Genomic DNA, 20,830 nt, shown 5'->3' with positions numbered 1-20,830 from the left:
CATGGAATCAAGACGTGACAGGCTGCTACAGCAACTGGGGATTACGCAGTGGACGCTGCGTCGCCCGACTGTGCTGCAAGGCGAAATCGCCGTCAGTCTGCCCGAACAGGTGCGTCTGGTGATTGTCTCCGCCGAGCCGCTGGCCGATGATGAACCGCTGCTGACCGACGTTTTGCACAGTCTGGCGCTCACTCCCGCGCAAGCCTATCGCCTGACGCCGCAGCAGATCGAGATGTTGCCCGCCGATTCGCACTGCCATAGCTGGCGGTTGGGCATCGCGGAACCCATTGCGCTACAGGGTGTTCAGCTTTCCAGCCCTCTGCTTTCCGAACTTTATCAAAATGCCGACGCCAAACGGGCGTTGTGGCAACAGATCTGTGAACATGAACACGATATCTTCTCTGACGCCAGCCGATCTGGCACAAGCCTTTAAAATTGAACAAGTCAGCCACGCCTTTCCCTGGTCGGAAAAGACGTTTGTCAGCAATCAAGGTGAGCGTTATTTCAACATCAAACTGGAGCATGGCGGGCAGCTTGCCGCTTACGCCATCACACAGGTCGTGCTGGATGAAGCGACGTTGTTCAATATCGCGGTACACCCCGACCACCAGCGTCAGGGGTTGGGTCGCCAGCTATTGGAACATCTGATCGACGAAATGGAGCGGCGCGGAATTCTGACGCTGTGGCTGGAAGTCCGCGAGTCAAACGCGCGAGCCATCGCGCTTTATGAGAGTCTGGGATTTAACGAAGTCTCCGTGCGCCGGGATTATTACCCCACGGCCCAGGGTCGGGAAGACGCCATTCTCATGGCACTGCCGCTCGGCTAACCTCTTTATCTACGGCACTCGCTACTCGGCGGGTGCCATTGGGTGCCGTAATGTGCGCCCCATCCCGCTCTGCCTTTTTTCCTGATAGAAAAATCCCCGCAACGTGATCGTTATAAATAAAACCTCGTTTCTTTTTTATCACAATGAGATTCCATTTCATGTTTCTGGTTTGCAGGCATGTATGGTTTATCCGTTATCTACGAGGAATAATATGAAAAAATACACTCTGGCTACGACGCTCCTGTGCGGTTTATTCTCTCTTTCCGCTTACGCGGTACAAGTAACGGCGGTGACAGCTTCCGCTTATGATTCAGACAAGGGCCACAAACCTGCCAACATTGTCGATGGCGACGTAAAAACGCGCTGGGCGGCAAATGGTGAGAGTTGGGTTCAGGTAGAACTGGATAAAGAACAGTCGGTTGAAAACTTTGTTCTGGTTCCTTTCAAAGCGGACGAGCGCAAACTGAAATTCTCCGTTTCCTACTCCTCCGACGGTAAAACCTGGCAAAAACTGGCTGACAATCTGGTCACCTCCAACAATGCCAAAGACGGTGAAAAATTCACCTTCCCTGCCGTGAAAGCGAAATTCTTCAAGCTGGATACGTTCGGCACCGATGTGAACAAATGGAGTGCCATCAACGAGATCAGCTTTAACAGTGCCGCACAGGTTCCGGCTCAGGCTATCAAGTAACGTGTTGAGTCACCAGGTAGAAATACAGCAGGTTGCTTACAGAAAGATGTGAAGGGAAAAACAGGAAAATACAGCCCGGAGCGAACGTCCGGGCTGATGTGAACTTACTCGTTATCGCCCAGCAGAACGGATTCCAGCGCGATTTCGATCATTTCGTTGAAGGTGTTTTGACGCTCTTCTGACGTAGTCTGCGCACCGGTACGAATGTGGTCAGAAACGGTACAGATGGCCAGCGCTTTCGCACCGAACTCTGCCGCGACGCCATAGATACCGGCCGCTTCCATTTCCACACCCAGAATGCCGTATTTTTCCATCACGTCGAACATCTGCGGATCTGGCGTGTAGAACAGATCGGCGGAGAAGATGTTACCAACGCGGACAGAAACATCGCGTGCTTTGGCAGCATCAACGGCATTACGCACCATATCGAAATCGGCAATCGCCGCGTAGTCGTGATCTTTAAAACGCATACGGTTCACTTTAGAATCCGTACAGGCACCCATGCCGATTACCACGTCGCGCAGCTTAACATCTTCACGTACCGCACCGCAGGAACCCACACGGATGATCTTCTTCACGCCGAATTCGGTGATCAGTTCTTTCGCATAAATTGAGCAGGATGGGATACCCATGCCGTGGCCCATGACCGAAATTTTACGGCCTTTGTAAGTCCCCGTGAACCCTAACATGCCACGCACGTTGTTCACTTCGCGGGCATCATCCAGAAAGGTTTCTGCAATGTACTTAGCGCGCAGCGGGTCGCCCGGCATCAGTACAACGTCCGCGAAATCACCCATTTCTGCATTAATATGTGGCGTAGCCATGCGTTTATTCCTTAATTAATCAAGTTTCACGTAAAAAACGGTGTGTTTTACAGTATCGATTTGCCGTAGTCCATAGGCGACAGGCCAAAGTAGGTCGCAACTGTCTGCCCGATATCGGCGAAAGTTTCACGGTGGCCGTATGACCCCGGCTTCACGTTCGGCCCATAGATCAGCACCGGTACGTTCTCACGAGTGTGATCGGTGCCGTGCCAGCTCGGGTCACAGCCGTGGTCAGCCGTCAGAATCAGGATGTCGTCACCCTTCACGCGGGACAGCATTTCTGGCAGGCGGCGGTCAAACAACTCCAACGCAGCAGCATAGCCCGGAATATCGCGGCGGTGGCCGTAGGCAGAATCGAAATCAACAAAGTTGGTAAACACGATGGTGTTGTCGCCTGCGCTATCCATTTCTTTCAGCGTGGCGTCAAACAGCGCATCGATGCCGGTGGCTTTCACTTTCTTCGTGATACCGACCTGCGCGTAGATATCCGCAATCTTGCCGACGGAAACCACTTCGCCGCCTTTTTCATCCACCATTTTTTTCAGGATGGTTGGCGCTGGCGGTTCAACGGCCAGATCGTGACGGTTGCCAGTACGCTCGAAGTTGCCGGGTTTGTCGCCGATAAACGGACGTGCGATCACGCGCCCGATGTTGTAATCCCCTTCGGTCAGCTCTTCGCGGGCAATTTCACACAGCTCATACAGCTTATCCAGACCGAACGTTTCTTCATGGCAGGCAATCTGGAACACGGAATCCGCAGAGGTGTAGAAAATCGGCTTGCCGGTTTTCATGTGTTCTTCAGCCAATTGATCCAGAATCACCGTACCGGAAGAGTGGCAGTTGCCCAGATAGCCCGGCAGATTGGCGCGCTTCACCAGTTTATCCAGCAGTTCCTGCGGGAAACTGTTTTCTTCATCTTTAAAATAGCCCCAGTCAAACAGGACAGGCACACCAGCAATTTCCCAGTGACCAGACGGGGTATCTTTACCCGAGGAGATTTCGCTGGCGTGCGCGTAAGCACCGATGATGTCTGCGTTTTCATCCAGCCCTGGCGGGAACGTCCCCGTTGAGGCCTCAGCAGCTTTACCCAGCCCCAGACGGCTCAGGTTCGGCAAATGCAGCTTGCCGCTGCGCCCTTTATCCGCCGTCCCTGCTGCACACGCCTGAGCGATATGACCCAGCGTATCTGAACCGACATCGCCAAAACGTTCTGCATCAGCACTGCTGCCGATCCCAAACGAGTCGAGAACCATAATATATGCACGTTTCATTCTTTTTCTCCTGCGCAGCTATGCGCTAACGCCCTGCCGAGAGGCAGGGGAAAATCAATTCAAGACGACCACTAACCGGCCCTGTGCGATCACGCTTCTGCGCTCACTCGACGATAGACCATCGGGGTCTTTTCTGGCGCGGTGTCGCCCAGTTGGATCGCGGCACGGACTTCATTCGCCGCCTGCTGCCACTGCGCTTCCGTATTGGCGTGGATCACCGCCAGCGGGCGCTGCGCATCAACGCGCTCACCCAGACTGATCATGCTATCCAGACCGACGCTGTAATCGATCGTATCCGTGGCCTGACGGCGTCCACCGCCCAGCGAGACGACGGCCATGCCCAGCGCGCGGGTATCCATCCCAGTCACGATGCCTTCACGCGTCGCAAAAACCGGCTTGCTTAATGTCGCCACTGGCAGGTAGCGATCGTAGTGTTCGACAAAATCGCCCGGGCCACGCTGTGCAGCGACCATGCGACCAAAGACTTCGGCAGCTTTACCGTTATCCAACACGGCTTGCAGACGTGAATGCGCGTCGTCCGCCGAGCTTGCCAGTCCGCCCGCCAGCAGCATCTCGCCACATAGCGCCATAGTAACATCATACAGGCGCGGATTGCGGCTCTCCCCTGTCAGGAAACGCACGGCTTCCCGCACCTCCAGCGCGTTACCTGCGCTAGAGGCCAGCACCTGATTCATGTCAGTCAGCAATGCGCTGGTGCGACATCCCGCGTTATTCGCTACGCCGACAATCGCCTGCGCCAGCTGTTCGGACAGTTCATAGGTCGGCATAAACGCCCCCGACCCTACTTTGACGTCCATTACCAGCGCATCCAGCCCTTCCGCCAGCTTCTTCGCCAGAATCGACGCAGTGATCAGCGGGATCGAATCGACCGTAGCGGTAATATCACGCGTGGCGTAAAAGCGTTTATCCGCTGGAGCCAGCGATGAGGTCTGCCCAATGATCGCGACACCAACCTGCTGGATGATGCGACGAAAATCTTCATCGTTCGGGAAAATATCCAGTCCCGGAATCGCTTCAAGTTTATCTAACGTGCCGCCGGTATGCCCTAAGCCTCGCCCGGAGATCATTGGGACGTAGCCCCCACAGGCGGCAACCATCGGCCCCAGCATCAGCGAGGTGACATCCCCGACACCGCCGGTAGAGTGTTTGTCCACCAGCGGACCGTTCAGGTTCAGACTCTTCCAGTTCAGTACCGTGCCGGAGTCACGCATCGCCAGCGTCAGCGCCACGCGTTCATCCATCGACATGTCGTGAAAATAAATGGTCATCGCCAGCGCCGCAATCTGGCCTTCAGAGACGGTATTGTCACGAATACCGTTGATAAAGAAGCGGATCTCTTCTTCGCTCAGAGCTTTTCCGTCACGCTTCTTACGAATAATTTCTTGAATCAGAAACAAGGTCTGTACTCCTGATGAATTCTGATGTGGCTCAGCAGCCTGTCGCTGCGAGCACATTTGCTGTGATGAGCCAACGCCGCCATGAATACAAATTCATTTATAAACAATGCGTTGTAACGAATGGCGTTATCAAAAATAAACTGTCACAGATAAAATAGTGCGCCTGTGCGCGTGATTAGTAGCTACCTTTCGGAGCCGCTGTCGCGTGGCCAAGCGTGGTCAGCAGGCTCGCCAGCAGACTGGATGCACCAAAGCGAAAATGCTGCGCCGTCGCCCATTCCGCGCCCATGATATCGTCCGCCAGTTGCAGGTAGATGGCGGCATCTTCCGCGTTACGCACGCCGCCAGCCGCTTTAAAGCCAACGCGCTCACCCACGCCTTTATCGCGTATCGCCTTCAGCATGATCGCCGCGCTTTCTGGCGTCGCGTTCACCGACACTTTACCGGTCGAGGTTTTAATGAAATCGGCCCCCGCATCAATGGCAATCTCGCTCGCCTGACGGATCAGCGCTTCTTGCTTTAGCTCACCCGTTTCGATGATCACCTTCAGCAGCACATGGGCATCCTGACACACGGCTTTACATGCCTGCACCAGTTCAAAACCGATTTGAGCGTTGCCAGCTATCAGTGCGCGGTAAGGGAATACGACATCAACTTCATCAGCGCCGTAGGCTATCGCTGCCTTGGTTTCTGCAACAGCAATTGCCACATCATCATTGCCGTGCGGGAAGTTGGTCACCGTCGCGATGCGGATATCCGGCGTACCCTGCTCACGCAGGATCTTTTTCGCCAGAGGGATAAAACGTGGATAGATACAGATAGCAGCAGTTTTCCCTGCCGGGCTGTTTGCCTGACGGCAGAGTGCCGTCACTTTTTCATCCGTATCATCCTCATTCAGCGTGGTTAAATCCATCAGCGCCAGCGCGCGTTGCGCGGCCGTGGTCAGCTTGGTCATACAACACTCCAACTCGTCAGCCGGTCTAACCGGCCCTGAACATTAACTGGTGTAAACCAGCACGTTTGGCGAGCGGACTTGGTTCCTTGAAGATAGCGCTCAGGAGAAACAACCTGTAGCGGCACCGAGATCCTTCTCACCGCAATCAGCCTTCCTCTACCCTTCATTCTGTGATTATTTCAACACCGAAAGAACGACATCGAAAGAAACTATTTACTCATCAGACAAAAAATTATTCATCAGACAACAAACGATTCATCAGATATTTGAACACGCCATGCCGGACTATTTTGTGCATTTACTCACACTTGATGTAAGAGAAATGCAATAGATAGTGATTATATGTGATTTTTATCACACATACTTCTCCAGATAAGGTGCGTTCGATGAATTAACAGTGACAACCTTGTCGGCCAGTTGATCCCTCTATATCGGGAAAAAGAGGCGGCAGCACACGGTCGAAGATCGCCAGACGCTTCTGGTTGAAGTCATATATATACCCTAAATAATTCAAGTTTCAGGACAAAACGTTAACGTTTTGAACAACGCAAAGCGTTGGCCCTTTAGGGCGAGGCTCATTTATGGGCCTTGTAACGCGGCAAGCGAAGGAGTCCCGATGAGCTTACTTGAGTAAGTGATTCGGGTGACTGAACGCAGCCAACGCACATGCAACTTGAAGTATAACGGGTATAGAGTAAGCATAGCGGCTTCTCTCTAGGAACAGGGAGAAACCGCTGGCAGGGCAGGAAATTATTTCCCTGCGGAAGGTTTACGGTAATCTAGCGCGGGTTTTCGATCGCCCAGCAACGGCTTATAGTGGAAGTTCTCGCCACGGCTCTTGTCGAACTCCGCTTTCGCCTGTTGAATTAATGTAGGATCGCTCAGTAGCTTCGCCCCTGTGACGGCCAGCGTTTTGGCAGCAACGTCCATGCCTTTATAGCCAATCGCCATACCGCCGGACGCCACCGCCTGCCAGCTGTGTGCTGGTACGCCAGGCACCCAGGTCGCCGTTCCCAGCCCAACCGTCGGCACGACCCAACTGACATCGCCGACATCGGTCGACGCATATCCCGTTTCGCCAAAATGGTACGGCGCGATATGACCCGCACTGGAAAGCGGCGGCAGTTTGGATTGATCCAACGTTTTCTGTAGCGCGGTGGCAAAATCCGTATCCGCCTTATCCCACTGCGGCGCACCGACGCTTCTGAGGCTGTCATCCATCACTTTTCCCAACACGTTGTTCGGCAACAGGCTGTACACGCCACCAAGAATTTCAAATTCATAACGCGTTTCGGTTCCCAACGCCGCGCCTTCCGCCGCTTTACGGATACGATCGGTCACGCTGGCGACCACGGCCGGATCGGGGTGACGCACGTAGTAATATACTTCGGCGAAGTCCGGCACCACGTTCGGCGCTTTACCTCCATCGGTAATCACATAGTGGATGCGCGTTTCCTGCGGCACATGCTCTCGCATCGCGTTCACCATAAAATTCAACGCCTCTACGCCGTCCAGCGCCGAACGCCCTTTCTCTGGTGCCATCGCGGCATGCGCGGAGCGACCATAGAAACGAAACTTCCCGTTCACGTTCGCCAGTGAATAATCTTGCGAGGCAGAGTTCTCATCGCCGGGATGCCAGTGCAGCATCACATCCACATCCTTAAACAACCCCTCCCGCGTCATATAGACTTTACCGGAACCGCCTTCTTCCGCTGGCGTGCCATAAACCCGGATTTGGCCGGGTTTGCCCGTCGCTTCCAGCCACTGTTTCAGCGCAATCGCCGCCCCCACCGACCCCGCGCCAAACAGGTGATGCCCACAGGCGTGCCCAGCCTCAATACCCGCAACAGGCGAACGTTCCGGCGTCGCGGCCTGAGAGAAGCCCGGCAGCGCGTCCATCTCAGCCAGAATACCAATAACCGGCCCACCGGATTTCCCTGCCGTCGCCACAAACGCGGTTGGAATCCCCGCAACGCCCGCTTCAACGCTGAACCCTGCGGCTTTCAGCTCATTCTGTAACAGTTGGGACGTGTTGGTTTCCAAATAGCCCAGCTCGGGCTTTGACCATATCTGCTGAGCAACGGTCGTCATCTGGCCCGAGTAGTTCGCGACGGCGTTCACGATCGTCTCCCGATCTTTCTCAGCCAGTTCAGCGGCATAGCCCAGTGAGAGGAAGCAAGAAGAGAACGCCACGACCAGCGCGGGCGGTATACATCGTTTCAGTGTCATACGTTTTTCCCTATCCGTAAAAGAAATACACGCCGATGAATAACGGCTATTGGTGTGATGCAGTGCTAATTGTGTGGAATGCTAATGGCGTGGAATGCTATTTGTTTGAACGCTATTTATGTTTAGCTGTGCCGGACTACTTTTTCAAAAAATAATCCGCACAGCAGCAATAACAACAGCAACGTGCTACTTCACGCAGCAGGACAAGCGCCCTAAACTAACCACCAACACAACTGTTTCCGAGAAGCCGCAGACAACGCAATGACTGAACACGCCGAAGATTCTCACTGGTACTTGTACATACTGCGCACGGTCGCTGGGGCGCTGTACACGGGTATCACGACGGATGTCAGCCGCCGCCTGAATCAGCATCAAACGGGAAAAGGGGCAAAAGCGCTGCGGGGAAAGGGAGAATTAACGCTGGTGTTTCACTGTCTGGTGGGCGATCGCTCAGACGCACTCAAACTGGAATATCGCATTAAGCAGTTGAGCAAAAACCAAAAAGAAAGGCTGGTACAAGACCAGCCCAAGACGCTTTGTATTTCAACCAATTTGTATTGATACGCTATCGGCTAACGAATCACGCTAGAGAAAGCGGTTAAACGGTTCGGCGTATTCCACCAGCCCGCTCGCGCTTTCAAACCCGCTTTCACCCTCAGGACGACCTTCACCGACGACATGGTTATCCGCCAGCGGATAGACCTGAAAAGCCGATGCACTGTCCGGCCAGCGGCAGTGCAACTGATGTTCTGTAGCCGGAACGAAGCCAAAACGAGAATAGTATGTAGGCTCACCCAGCACGACGACGGCGGTATAGCTAAATTCATTCAGCGCATCCAGTCCTTCGTAGACCAGCTTCTCCCCCACGCCCTGTCGGCGCAGGCTTTCGTCTACCGCCAACGGCGCAAGCGCCACCCACTGGCGATCCTCACCATCGATCAGAACCGGGCTGAATGCCGCGTAGCCCACCACACCACCTTCATCGTCAGTCGCCACAACGCCGAGCGTCAATAAGCCATCTTCACGCAGTTGATGAACCAGATCCGCTTCCGCGCCCGTTGGAAAAGCACGGCGCAATAAGTTGTCGATCCCTGCGGCATCAACGGGAATTTCCACCCGAACTAGCATGATACTGGCGTGTGATCCGCTGGTTGCACCACGCCCTCCTGTAAGCCGGCTTCAACAAAATTCGCCAGTTGCAGCAGACCAATGCGCAGCGGCGCAGGCATAGATTCCAGCTCAATAGCGTCCATCAGGTTCTTCACATACAACCCTAATTCGGTGTCGCCCTCAATGCGCAGGCGGCGCTGGAAAAAGAGCGCATCAGGATCTTCTTTACGCGCGGCGATCAAAATCAGATCGTTCGCGTCTGCACTGAAGCTGACATCCGCTGTCTCAGCGTGGCTCACGACCAGACGCCCATCGCGCAGCGTCATAAACCACTGCAAGCCAACGTCACGCACCTCAATTTTCAGCCAGCGGCTTTCGAGAAATGCCAGATCGCCCTCTTCCAGCGCCTGACGGAACTGCCAGCCCAACATTTGTTCCAAAACCTGACGCTGTAGCGCAAAGGGGGTGAACTTGAGTGGCTTACCGAATAAGCTCGGCCCCTGACGCACAATCTGCGCTCGTAGTTTTTCCAACACTGGCGTACTCCTCTTAAAGCAATCTGACTGTTCAGATAATCTGCAAACATTTTGCCACATCCACCGCAAGCGGCAGAGGTCTATGTCAATAATTTAGTCGGTTATCCGATTATGCCCAACAGATTTTGTCCTTGCGCGACGATTAGCACCATAAACTGCCTTAAATCAAAGTCCTTACCGATTTGGTTAATTAAGATTCCCAATCGTTAACAACATTCATCGACTGATAAAAAATCGCTTACGGCGACCCGCAAGGGTGGTAGGCAGAACGCCCGTCATAAACGCGAGTCAGTCTGAACATCATTGATCGTACCGAGCAGCTACGGCCCCGAAGGGATTAATGAAGGATTGTGTATGGAACTGCTTTGCCCCGCTGGCAACCTGCCGGCACTGAAAGCTGCCATCGATAATGGCGCAGATGCGGTCTATATCGGCCTGAAAGATGACACCAACGCACGTCATTTTGCCGGGCTGAATTTTACCGATAAGAAGCTACAGGAAGCGCGCGAGTACGTGCACCGCCACCGGCGTAAGTTGCACATCGCCATCAATACGTTTGCTCACCCGGACGGCTATCAGCGCTGGCAGCGCGCCGTGGACATGGCCGCACAGATCGGTGCCGACGTGCTGATCCTCGCCGATCTCGCCATGCTGGAATATGCCGCCGAGCGCTATCCCAACATCGAGCGTCACGTGTCGGTGCAGGCTTCCGCGACGAACACCGAAGCGATCCATTTCTATCATCGCCATTTCGATGTCGCACGCATCGTACTGCCGCGCGTGCTGTCCATTCATCAAGTGAAGCAAATCGCTCGTACCAGCCCCGTGCCGCTCGAAGTGTTCGCCTTCGGCAGCCTGTGCATCATGGCGGAAGGCCGCTGCTATCTCTCTTCTTATCTGACCGGTGAATCACCGAATACCGTGGGTGCCTGCTCGCCAGCACGATTTGTACGCTGGCAACAGACCGAAAACGGTATGGAATCACGCCTGAACAATATCCTGATCGATCGCTATCAGGACGATGAAAACGCTGGTTACCCCACGTTGTGTAAAGGCCGTTATTTAGTCGATGGACAGCGCTACCATGCGCTGGAAGAGCCAACCAGCCTGAACACGCTGGAGCTGCTGCCTGAATTGATGGCTGCCAATATTGCCTCCGTGAAGATAGAAGGCCGCCAGCGCAGCCCGGCCTACGTCAGCCAGATTACGCAGGTATGGCGACAGGCTATCGATCGCTGCCGCGCCAATCCTGAGACATTCGTTCCCACTCAGGCCTGGATGGATGCATTAGGTGCGGTGGCAGAAGGCACGCAGACCACGCTTGGCGCTTATCACCGTAAATGGCAGTAGCAGGAGAACACATGAAATACGCATTAGGGAATATCCTCTACTATTGGCCGAAAGAGGATGTTGAGGCGTTTTATCAGGCCGCGGTGAACAGCAGCGCCGATATCATTTATCTCGGCGAAACGGTGTGCAGCAAGCGCCGCCTGATGAAGGTGGCAGACTGGTTCAACGTTGCCCGAGAGGTCGCCAACAGCGGTAAGCAGGTGGTGATTTCTACGCTCGCGCTCTTACAAGCGCCGTCTGAACTCACGGAGCTAAAACGCTATGTGGAGAATGGCGAGTTCTTACTGGAAGCAAACGATCTGGGCGCAGTTAACATCGCCGCCGAACGTAACCTGCCGTTTGTCGCCGGACACGCGCTCAACTGCTACAATGCGTACACCCTGCGAGTCCTGCATAAACAAGGCATGGTGCGCTGGTGCATGCCAGTTGAGCTATCCCGAGACTGGCTGCAAAACTTGCTGAATCAGTGTGACGAGCTTGGCTTTCGTCATCAGTTTGAAGTGGAAGTGCTCAGCTACGGCCATTTACCCTTAGCCTATTCCGCCCGCTGCTTTACCGCCCGTTCAGAAGATCGGCCGAAGGATGAATGCGAAACCTGCTGCCTCAGCTATCCGCAAGGCAGAAAAATGCTGTCGCAGGAGAACCAGCAGGTGTTTGTCCTCAACGGCATTCAGACGCAAAGCGGCTATTGCTACAACCTCGGCAACGAACTGGCATCAATGCAGGATCTGGTCGATATCGTCCGGCTGTCCCCGAACGATATCAGCACCCCGACGATGCTGGATAAATTCCGCGCTAACGAACAAGGCAATGCGCCATTAACGCTGGAAAATCAGACAGATTGCAACGGCTACTGGCGCCGCGTCGCCGGCCTTGAACTCGTTCAGTAACTCACGTCCTATCAGGGCGGCCAGCCGCCCTTTCCCCTATTCTAAATAATTCGAGTTTCAAGACAAAACGCTAGCGTTTTGAACAGCGCTTGCGCTGACCCCGAAGGGGTGAGGCCATAAAGGCCGAATAACGCGGCAAGCGAAGGCATCCCGATGAGCTTACTCAAGTAAGTGATTCGGGTGACTAAGCGTAGCCAACGCACATGCAACTTGAAGTATGACGAATATAAACGCACCTTTTGAATTACATAGCACTGCAACATTCCCTCATACTGCTCTGACTTTCATCATTGACTGACGGCGTTAGCATCCACCGAATGGGTGGAGTCAGTGAACAACAAAGTGAGCCATATTATGTCTACACCTTCTCAATCCACTGTGTTTTCCGTCCTCGACCTTGCGCCGATTCCGCAAGGTGCAACAGCTCGTGACGCTTTTCATCGCTCGCTGGATTTGGCGCAACATACAGAAAAATGGGGCTATCACCGCTATTGGCTGGCGGAACACCACAGCATGACGGGTATCGCCAGCGCGGCGACGTCGGTGCTGCTTGGCTATCTTGCCTCGGGCACACAACGCATCCGTCTCGGCTCCGGCGGCGTGATGCTACCGAACCACTCACCGCTCGTCATCGCCGAGCAGTTCGGTACGCTGGAATCGCTGTATCCTGGCCGTATCGATTTGGGATTAGGCCGCGCCCCCGGCACCGACCAGCGCACCATGATGGCGCTGCGCCGTCATCTCAATGCCGATATCGAAGATTTCCCACGCGATGTGCAGGAATTGCAACGTTATTTCGCCGATGCACAGCCGAGTCAGGCAGTGCAGGCCGTTCCTGGACAAGGTCTACACGTTCCGATCTGGTTATTGGGATCAAGCCTGTACAGCGCACAACTGGCTGCGAGACTGGGTTTACCCTTCGCCTTTGCCGCCCATTTCGCACCCGATATGTTGCTGGAAGCCTTCCGCCTCTACCGTGAAAACTTTGTCCCTTCCGCTACCCATGCCAAGCCCTACGCGATGGTTTGCGTCAATGTGGTTGCAGCCGATAGCGATCGGGATGCGCGCTTCCTCTTCACCTCGATGCAGCAGCAGTTCATCAACCTGCGCCGTGGCACGCCGGGCCCGCTGCCCGCGCCGGTAGAAAACATCGACACAGTCGGATCACCTGCCGAGCAGTTTGGTACTGATCAAGCATTACGGCTGTCGATTGTTGGCGATAGCGCGAAAGTCCGTCATGGATTGCAGAGCCTTTTGCGTGAAACGCAGGCGGATGAAGTGATGATTAATGGCCAAATCTTTGACCATCAGGCACGACTGCGATCGTTTGAAATCGCGATGGATGTACGGCAGACGCTGTAATATCGAACGAGTGAGTTTATTCTGGCCAAAAAAAACGACCCGTTCAGGGTCGTTTTATATTGCAGCAGATTTTTTAAATCAATCGTAGCTTATGCGTCAGCAGGACGACGACGTGGAGCACGCGGTGCAGCGGCATCACGATTGAAAGAACGTTCGCGACGCTCACCGCCGTTAGCGTTACCTTCACGGCGTTCACCACCGCCGAAAGAGCGGCGTGGCGCTGCGCCATCACGACGTTCGCCGCCCGCACCCGCAGGACGACCACCACCACGACGTTCTGGCTGTGCGACTGCATCACCCAGCAATTGCATATTCATTGGTTTGTTCAGAATACGCGTGCGGGTAAAGTGTGATAACAGGTCGCCCGGCATACCTTTCGGCAGTTCAATCGTCGAGTGAGACGCGAACAGCTTGATGTTACCGATGTAGCGGCTGCTGATATCCCCTTCGTTGGCGATAGCACCAACAATGTGGCGAACTTCAACGCCGTCATCACGACCCACTTCGATACGATACAGTTGCATTTCACCCGCATCACGACGCTCACGACGCTGTGGACGGTCACCATCACGGGGTTCACGGGAATCGCGAGCATCGCGGGGTTCACGGCGACGATCGCCACGTGAATCACTACGAGACTCATCACGATCGCGGTATTCGCGGCGCGGACGGAATGCCGGATCTGGCGGCAGAATCAGAGGACGTTCGCCTTGCGCCATTTTCAGCAGCGCAGCAGCCAGCGTTTCAACATCCAACTCTTCCTGCGGTTGCAATTTCGTCAACAGCGCACGGTACATATCCAGATCGCTGCTTTCCAGTTGTTGCTGTACTTTAGCGGCAAACTTAGCCAGACGGCGTTGGCCCAGCAATTCTGCATTTGGCAATTCCACTTCAGGAATCGTCAGCTTCATTGTGCGTTCAACGTTGCGCAGTAGGCGGCGTTCACGGTTTTCAACAAACAGCAGTGCACGACCCGCACGACCTGCACGGCCCGTACGACCAATACGGTGGACGTAAGACTCGGAATCCATTGGGATATCGTAGTTGACAACCAAGCTGATACGCTCAACGTCAAGACCACGCGCCGCAACGTCGGTTGCGATCAGGATATCCAGACGACCATCTTTCAGACGCTCCAGCGTTTGTTCACGCAGCGCCTGATTCATGTCACCGTTCAGCGCGGCGCTGTTGTAACCGCTACGCTCCAGGGCTTCGGCCACTTCCAGCGTCGCGTTTTTGGTACGAACGAAAATAATCGCCGCATCAAAATCTTCTGCTTCCAGGAAACGTACCAGCGCTTCATTTTTACGCATACCCTGCACCGTCCAGTAGCTCTGGCTGATATCTGGACGCGTAGTCACGCTTGATTGAATGCGAACTTCTTGTGGATCTTTCATGAAACGGCGCGTAATGCGGCGAATCGCTTCAGGCATGGTCGCAGAGAACAGCGCAGTCTGATGTTCAGCAGGGATCTGAGCCATGATGTTTTCAACATCTTCGATGAAGCCCATACGCAGCATTTCATCAGCTTCATCCAGCACCAAACCACTCAGGTTGGACAGATCCAGCGTACCACGCTTCAGGTGATCCAACAGACGGCCCGGCGTACCCACAACGATCTGTGCTCCACCACGCAATGCGCGCAGTTGGACGTCATAACGCTGGCCACCGTACAGGGCAACGACGTTAACGCCATGCATATGCTTGGCAAAATCATTACAGGCTTCAGCAACCTGGACAGCCAGTTCGCGGGTTGGAGCCAACACCAACATCTGAGGCGCTTTTAACTCAGGCTTTAAATTATTGAGTAATGGCAGAGCAAAAGCCGCAGTTTTACCACTGCCGGTCTGTGCCATACCCAGCACATCACGACCGTTCAGCAGGTGGGGAATACATTCAGCCTGAATTGGCGACGGTTTTTCATAGCCCAGATCGGTCAGGGCGTTAATAATAGGAGCAGACAGCCCCAAATCGGAAAAAGAAGTAAATAAATCAGTCATGTACACGTGCCTCATTAAACATGGCGGCCAGTCTACATAACTCGTCGTGAAAATTTTCAGTCATTTTCATTGAAAAGTGTGAACCGGCTCAAATTGGATTAAAAAGCGAACAAAAAAGCCCTCACCCGTGAAGGTGATAACCGAAGTTTTTTCAGGCTGATTAAGTGTTCGTCAGCTATTGCTGGTCCGATCCTGATAGGTCGTCTTGCTCTTGGCCTAATAGCGCCAATTCCAACAATGCATAGCGGTGCTCAACAAAGTTATGGACGTTGTTGGCAACCGTCAGCTTGAACAGCGCCAAAGCGGTGTTCTTGTCCCCCAGACTTAGGTAGTGCTTACCTAAATAGAAGTCAGTTTCACTGAGATGCTCAGCGAGCGAAGTGTTATCCGTAGCTTCTACCTGCAAACGCTGCATCAGTGTTTTTTCACTGATACTGCCCAGATAGAATTCGACAATATTCCATCCCCAAGGCCCTTTCTTGGCGTCGTCATAGCGTTTCTTCAACGCAATTTTGGCCGTCTCTGGATTGATTTCTCGCTCCACAAGATACAGCCACAACGAACGGAAAGGATCATTCGGATCGTCTCGATAAAACGCCAGCAGATCATCCTGCGCTAACAGGTAGCGACCGCCATAATACAAAGCGATGCCCCGGTTTAAACGCGCATAATTGTAAGTTGGATCAAGCTCTAGTACAGAATCAAACGCTTCATAGGCAGCATCAAAATTACCTGCCTGCGTTAAATAGATACCCAAATAGTTAAAAACTTCTGGAATATCAGGGCGGATCGTCAACGCTTGTGAAAAATCATTCCGCGCCAATGCCCGTAACCCGAGACTATCATACAGCACTCCGCGCTCATATAATAGCTGTGCTCGCTCATCATCGGTTAATGCCCGGCTTGCAAGGATTTGTTCCATGCGTGCCAGAATCACTTCCTGCTGCAAAGTAGGCTGTAATGGAATCGCCAATACTGCGTCTTTACGCCAATCAGTGTTGCTGCATCCTGCCAGCATGAGTGCTGTTGCAACATAACACCAGCGCAAGAAAGGCTTCATTTCCCACTCCCGAAGACAAACATTGGATGAACATCCTGTCCCGGACCGCTCAACGTAAGAGCATCCATTCCCTTACGATACACGCAGCACCTTGCCATGATAATCAGACAAGGTGCCATAAGACCGTTTTCTAACAGTCGTTATTCCTCAGAAGACGGGGCTGCCGCTTCCTGAGTTTGCGCATTTGCTTCTTTGATGCTTAAGCGCACACGGCCCTGGCGATCAACTTCCAGAACCTTGACCGGCACTTCCTGACCCATTTGCAGGTAATCAGTCACTTTCTCTACGCGCTTGTCGGCGATCTGAGAAATGTGCACCAGGCCTTCTTTGCCGCCGCCAATAGCGACGAAAGCACCAAAATCAACGATGCGGGTAACTTTACCCTGATACACACGGCCGACTTCGATTTCGGCAGTGATCTCTTCAATACGACGAATTGCGTGTTTCGCTTTTTCGCCGTCGGTTGAAGCGATTTTCACAGTACCATCGTCTTCGATTTCAATTGTCGTGCCCGTTTCTTCCGTCAGTGCACGAATCACAGAACCACCTTTACCGATCACGTCTTTAATCTTATCGGTACTGATCTTGATGGTGTGAATACGCGGTGCGAATTCAGAGATATCACCACGCGGTGAGCTGATCGCCTGCTCCATCACGCCCAGAATGTGCAAACGTGCACCTTTGGCTTGATTCAAAGCAACCTGCATGATCTCACGGGTAATCCCTTCGATCTTGATATCCATCTGCAGCGCAGTGATACCTTCACGGCTACCGGCAACTTTGAAGTCCATATCGCCCAGGTGGTCTTCATCACCCAGAATGTCGGACAGAACAACAAAGTTATCGCCTTCTTTCACCAGACCCATCGCGATACCCGCAACGGCTGATTTAATTGGCACACCTGCATCCATCAGTGCCAGAGAAGCACCGCAGACAGAAGCCATGGAAGAAGAACCGTTGGATTCAGTGATTTCAGACACGACACGCACGGTGTACGGGAATTCGTTCGCCTTAGGCATAACGGCCAACACGCCACGCTTAGCCAGACGACCGTGACCGATTTCACGACGCTTAGGCGAACCGACCATACCAGTTTCACCAACACAGTACGGAGGGAAGTTGTAGTGCAGCAGGAAGCGATCGGTACGTTCGCCAGTCAGCTCGTCGATGTTCTGCGCATCACGCTCAGTTCCCAACGTTGCGGTTACCAACGCCTGCGTTTCACCACGAGTGAACAGTGCAGAACCGTGAGTACGCGGCAGTACGCCAGTACGAACATCCAGACCACGAATCATGTCTTTTTCACGGCCATCGATACGCGGCTCGCCAGCCAGCACGCGGCTACGTACGACATTTTTCTCAACGTCACCCAGAATTTCCTGGATATCACCCGCACTCAGGGTCTCGTCTTCAGCCTGCAGAGCAGCAACAACATCCGCTTTGATGACATTGACTTGTGCATAACGCTCTTGTTTTTCAGTGATGCGGTAAGCGTCACCCAGACGTGCTTCGGACAAAGCCTGTACACGCTGCTCTAAAGAAACGTTAACTTCTGGCGCATGCCATTCCCACTTCGGTTTGCCCGCTTCAGCAACCAGTGAGTTGATGTTCTGGATAACGATCTGCTGTTGCTCGTGACCAAACACCACCGCACCCAGCATCTGATCTTCGCTCAGCAGCTCGGCTTCAGATTCCACCATCAGAACCGCGCCTTCTGTACCTGCAACCACCAGATCCAGACGGCTTTCTTTCAGCTCGTCCATCGTTGGGTTCAGGACATACTGGTCGTTCAGATAACCGACGCGTGCAACACCGATAGGGCCGTTGAACGGAATACCAGACAGGCTCAGCGCTGCAGAGGCACCAATCATGGCAACGATGTCAGGGCTAACCTGTGGGTTAACAGAAACAACGGTCGCAATCACCTGAACTTCATTCAGGAAACCTTCTGGGAACAGAGGGCGAATTGGGCGGTCAATCAGACGAGAAGTCAGCGTTTCGCCTTCGCTTGGACGGCCTTCACGACGGAAGAAACCACCAGGGAAACGTCCAGCAGCGTAGGTACGCTCCTGATAGTTAACCGTCAACGGGAAGAAACTTTGACCAGGTTTAGCACTTTTAGCGCCTACAACGGTAACGAATACCGCGGTGTCATCCATGCTTACCATCACAGCGGCGGTAGCCTGGCGTGCCATCATACCGGTCTCTAACGTGACGGTATGCTGACCATATTGGAACTTACGAACGATCGGATTCAGCAAAATAATATCCTTAGCTGGGGCGCGCTACACGTATTCAAGATAAACGCGCCGGTGAACTCCCGACCTTTGCACTACATTCTCACGACTAATGACAACCCTTATCTTGCTTATGCAGATAAAGCCTCTCATTAGCCGCGCGAACCTCTGTAATGAAAGATCATATTAACAACAATACACTACTCTGTTTTGCTAACGCTTCCTAGAAGAAAGGGGCCAAAAGAGGCCCCTTCCCACTGAAACACAGAAGACTTAGCGACGCAGACCCAGACGCTCGATCAGACTGGTGTAACGTGCTACATCTTTACGCTTCAGGTAGTCCAGCAGCTTACGACGCTGAGAAACCATACGCAGCAGACCACGACGGCTGTGGTGATCTTTTTTGTGCTCAGAAAAGTGGCCTTGCAGATGGTTGATCTGCGCAGTCAGCAAAGCAACCTGAACTTCAGTAGAACCACTATCGTTAGTGCCACGACCGAAGTCTGCTACGATTTTAGCTTTAGCTTCAACACTTAGAGACATTGTAATACTCCAAACATTATAGATAAAAAAACAGGCGCCGATCTCTAATTCAGCCACCCAATAGTCAAGCCGCGCTATTCTACCCTCAGCGTTCTGTGATAGCAAGGCAGCAACGGGCGGGTTTACACTGGAAACTCAACAACCAAACGACGCGGCGCAACGCGGCCATCGTTGTCGATTTCACCCATCCCAATAAATTTGTGCTCGTCACCTTCGGTGATTCTCACCATGCCGTCCAATGGCGTATTCGCGGCCTGAACCGCTTGCCCCAGCTTCAAATAACCAGCAACAACTGGCATCAAATTCACTTCGGGAAAATCAATAACCGGGCTTTCCATCGGCATGAGCAGCGGATCGAGACTCAGCGAAAGTGGGTGTTCTTGTGTTTGAGCCTGCTCAGCCAAAGCCGCTAGCTGCTCCAGCGTCACCATTCTTTCGGTAGGATACGTAGCAACCTGCAAACGACGCAGATAAATCACATGCGCACCACAGCCCAGCTTTTCGCCCAGATCGTCAATGATGGTACGGATGTACGTCCCTTTCGAGCAGTGAATCTCTAGCTCCAGTTCATCACCTTCCCAGCGAATGAACTGCAGTTCGTAAACGGTGATTTCACGTGCTTCACGTGGAACCGTCAGCCCCTGACGGGCATACTCATACAGCTTGCGCCCTTGGTATTTCAGCGCCGAGTACATGGACGGCACTTGCTGCGTGGTGCCACGAAAGCCTTCCAGCGCCTGCTCCAAATCTGTAGCAGAAAAACCAATCGCACGCTCTTCAATCACGTTGCCATCGGCATCAGAGGTGTCAGTCCGTTGCCCAAGTCGAGCAATGACACGGTAGCGCTTATCAGAATCCAGCAAATACTGGGAAAACTTCGTCGCTTCCCCAAGACAAATCGGCAGCATACCGGTTGCTAATGGATCCAACGCCCCCGTATGGCCCGCTCTGTTAGCGTTAAAAATCCGTTTTACCTTCTGCAAAACATCATTAGACGACACGCCCTGCGGCTTATCTAATAACAATACACCGTGTACATCACGGCCACGGCGGCGAGGACGACTCATTAATCCTCCTGATCTTCGCCCGTAACAGGACGACGTTCCGTATCGTTTCTGACCACATTGGTCACCAGATTGGACATTCTCATCCCTTCAACCAATGAGTTGTCGTAGGAGAAGGTCAATTCTGGAACAACACGCAGGCGCATTGCCTTGCCAATCAGCTTACGGATAAAGCCAGACGCATCTTGCAGTGCTTTTACTGCAGTTTGAATTTGCTCTGGTTCGTTATCATTCAGGAAGGTCACAAAAACCTTGGCATACGCCAGATCGCGAGACACTTCCACACCGGAGACGGTCGCCATGCCGATGCGCGGATCTTTCACTTCACGCTGAATAATAATGGCGATTTCTTTTTGCATTTCCTGCGCGACGCGCTGGGTGCGGCTGAATTCTTTTGCCATGATAAATCCTCAAGTAAAAATCGGGGGGCACTAGGCCCCCCTTACTAATAACTTACATCGTC

21 protein-coding genes are annotated in these 20,830 nt (G+C 53.3%); 7 read left to right on the top strand and 14 right to left on the bottom strand.

Annotated features, from left to right (window positions below; genetic code table 11):
• The first annotated feature begins 1 nt into the window (after position 1).
• The 3 genes from EIP93_RS03790 (at position 2) to EIP93_RS03775 (ending at position 1,518) form a co-directional block, all read left to right on the top strand.
• Positions 2–433 (top strand): DNA polymerase III subunit psi, encoded by a 432-nt coding sequence (locus EIP93_RS03790; protein WP_103861421.1) that lies wholly within the window; start codon positions 2–4, stop codon positions 431–433.
• On the top strand, positions 384–827 hold the full coding sequence (gene rimI, locus EIP93_RS03785) for a ribosomal protein S18-alanine N-acetyltransferase (RefSeq protein WP_039539811.1): 444 nt from the start codon (positions 384–386) through the stop codon (positions 825–827). The genes EIP93_RS03790 and rimI overlap by 50 nt, the downstream gene beginning before the upstream one ends.
• Before the next feature lie 211 nt (positions 828–1,038).
• A complete protein-coding gene (locus tag EIP93_RS03775; protein ID WP_125232290.1) occupies positions 1,039–1,518 on the top strand; it encodes a discoidin domain-containing protein in 480 nt (159 codons plus the stop codon).
• Between the two features lie 104 nt (positions 1,519–1,622).
• Here the strand turns inward: EIP93_RS03775 and deoD are convergent, their stop codons facing one another.
• The 5 genes from deoD to EIP93_RS03750 all read right to left on the bottom strand — a co-directional run bounded on the left by deoD (position 1,623) and on the right by EIP93_RS03750 (position 8,215).
• Positions 1,623–2,342 carry a purine-nucleoside phosphorylase gene (deoD, locus tag EIP93_RS03770; protein ID WP_010300039.1) on the bottom strand — a complete coding sequence of 240 codons (720 nt, stop codon included), beginning with the start codon at positions 2,340–2,342 and terminating at the stop codon, positions 1,623–1,625.
• Positions 2,343–2,389: 47 nt separating this feature from the next.
• Positions 2,390–3,613, bottom strand: a complete 1,224-nt coding sequence (deoB, locus tag EIP93_RS03765; protein ID WP_103971814.1) for a phosphopentomutase — start codon at positions 3,611–3,613, stop codon at positions 2,390–2,392.
• A gap of 89 nt (positions 3,614–3,702) precedes the next feature.
• A complete protein-coding gene (gene deoA, locus EIP93_RS03760) occupies positions 3,703–5,031 on the bottom strand; it encodes a thymidine phosphorylase (RefSeq protein ID WP_039507535.1) in 1,329 nt (442 codons plus the stop codon).
• A 175-nt stretch (positions 5,032–5,206) separates the two neighbouring features.
• Positions 5,207–5,986 (bottom strand): deoxyribose-phosphate aldolase, encoded by a 780-nt coding sequence (gene deoC, locus EIP93_RS03755; RefSeq protein WP_125232289.1) that lies wholly within the window; start codon positions 5,984–5,986, stop codon positions 5,207–5,209.
• A gap of 750 nt (positions 5,987–6,736) precedes the next feature.
• Positions 6,737–8,215 (bottom strand): amidohydrolase, encoded by a 1,479-nt coding sequence (locus tag EIP93_RS03750; protein ID WP_125232288.1) that lies wholly within the window; start codon positions 8,213–8,215, stop codon positions 6,737–6,739.
• A gap of 261 nt (positions 8,216–8,476) precedes the next feature.
• Here EIP93_RS03750 and EIP93_RS03745 point away from each other — a divergent pair, with 261 nt between their 5' ends.
• Positions 8,477–8,776, top strand: a complete 300-nt coding sequence (locus tag EIP93_RS03745; protein WP_109225306.1) for a GIY-YIG nuclease family protein — start codon at positions 8,477–8,479, stop codon at positions 8,774–8,776.
• 24 nt (positions 8,777–8,800) lie between these two features.
• Here EIP93_RS03745 and EIP93_RS03740 read toward each other — a convergent pair whose 3' ends face one another.
• Positions 8,801–9,343, bottom strand: a complete 543-nt coding sequence (locus EIP93_RS03740) for a GNAT family N-acetyltransferase (RefSeq protein WP_039470738.1) — start codon at positions 9,341–9,343, stop codon at positions 8,801–8,803.
• Positions 9,337–9,861 (bottom strand): ubiquinone anaerobic biosynthesis accessory factor UbiT, encoded by a 525-nt coding sequence (gene ubiT / locus EIP93_RS03735; protein ID WP_109225305.1) that lies wholly within the window; start codon positions 9,859–9,861, stop codon positions 9,337–9,339. Before ubiT ends, EIP93_RS03740 begins: the two co-directional genes overlap by 7 nt.
• Positions 9,862–10,215: 354 nt before the next feature.
• On the opposite strand from ubiT, the gene ubiU reads away from it, so the two are divergent.
• The 3 genes from ubiU to EIP93_RS03720 all read left to right on the top strand — a co-directional run bounded on the left by ubiU (position 10,216) and on the right by EIP93_RS03720 (position 13,463).
• Positions 10,216–11,211, top strand: a complete 996-nt coding sequence (gene ubiU / locus EIP93_RS03730; protein WP_103971818.1) for a ubiquinone anaerobic biosynthesis protein UbiU — start codon at positions 10,216–10,218, stop codon at positions 11,209–11,211.
• 11 nt (positions 11,212–11,222) lie between these two features.
• Positions 11,223–12,101 carry a U32 family peptidase gene (locus EIP93_RS03725; protein WP_125232287.1) on the top strand — a complete coding sequence of 293 codons (879 nt, stop codon included), beginning with the start codon at positions 11,223–11,225 and terminating at the stop codon, positions 12,099–12,101.
• 354 nt (positions 12,102–12,455) lie between these two features.
• Positions 12,456–13,463 (top strand): luciferase-like monooxygenase, encoded by a 1,008-nt coding sequence (locus EIP93_RS03720; RefSeq protein WP_125232286.1) that lies wholly within the window; start codon positions 12,456–12,458, stop codon positions 13,461–13,463.
• Positions 13,464–13,552: 89 nt separating this feature from the next.
• Here EIP93_RS03720 and EIP93_RS03715 read toward each other — a convergent pair whose 3' ends face one another.
• The 7 genes from EIP93_RS03715 to rbfA form a co-directional block, all read right to left on the bottom strand.
• A complete protein-coding gene (locus tag EIP93_RS03715) occupies positions 13,553–15,463 on the bottom strand; it encodes a DEAD/DEAH family ATP-dependent RNA helicase (RefSeq protein WP_125232285.1) in 1,911 nt (636 codons plus the stop codon).
• Positions 15,456–15,527 (bottom strand): protein YrbN, encoded by a 72-nt coding sequence (gene yrbN / locus EIP93_RS23060; RefSeq protein ID WP_223193433.1) that lies wholly within the window; start codon positions 15,525–15,527, stop codon positions 15,456–15,458. Before yrbN ends, EIP93_RS03715 begins: the two co-directional genes overlap by 8 nt.
• Positions 15,528–15,638: 111 nt before the next feature.
• Positions 15,639–16,523 carry a lipoprotein NlpI gene (gene nlpI, locus EIP93_RS03705; RefSeq protein ID WP_010279700.1) on the bottom strand — a complete coding sequence of 295 codons (885 nt, stop codon included), beginning with the start codon at positions 16,521–16,523 and terminating at the stop codon, positions 15,639–15,641.
• Positions 16,524–16,663: 140 nt separating this feature from the next.
• Positions 16,664–18,784: a polyribonucleotide nucleotidyltransferase gene (gene pnp / locus EIP93_RS03700; protein ID WP_095993646.1), complete on the bottom strand. Its 2,121-nt coding sequence runs from the start codon at positions 18,782–18,784 to the stop codon at positions 16,664–16,666.
• Between the two features lie 249 nt (positions 18,785–19,033).
• The gene (gene rpsO / locus EIP93_RS03690; protein WP_010279698.1) at positions 19,034–19,303 is read right to left on the bottom strand and encodes a 30S ribosomal protein S15; all 270 of its coding nucleotides are present in this window, start codon (positions 19,301–19,303) and stop codon (positions 19,034–19,036) included.
• A 122-nt stretch (positions 19,304–19,425) separates the two neighbouring features.
• Entirely contained in the window at positions 19,426–20,370 is a 945-nt protein-coding gene (gene truB / locus EIP93_RS03685; protein WP_125232284.1) for a tRNA pseudouridine(55) synthase TruB, read from the bottom strand.
• On the bottom strand, positions 20,370–20,768 hold the full coding sequence (rbfA, locus tag EIP93_RS03680) for a 30S ribosome-binding factor RbfA (RefSeq protein ID WP_103861439.1): 399 nt from the start codon (positions 20,766–20,768) through the stop codon (positions 20,370–20,372). The genes truB and rbfA overlap by 1 nt, the downstream gene beginning before the upstream one ends.
• Positions 20,769–20,830: the final 62 nt, after the last annotated feature.

Source organism: Pectobacterium versatile (assembly GCF_003932035.1).
Classification (GTDB): domain Bacteria; phylum Pseudomonadota; class Gammaproteobacteria; order Enterobacterales; family Enterobacteriaceae; genus Pectobacterium; species Pectobacterium versatile.
Note: the sequence above shows the minus strand (reverse complement) of the source record. Positions and strands in the feature narration are given on the sequence as shown.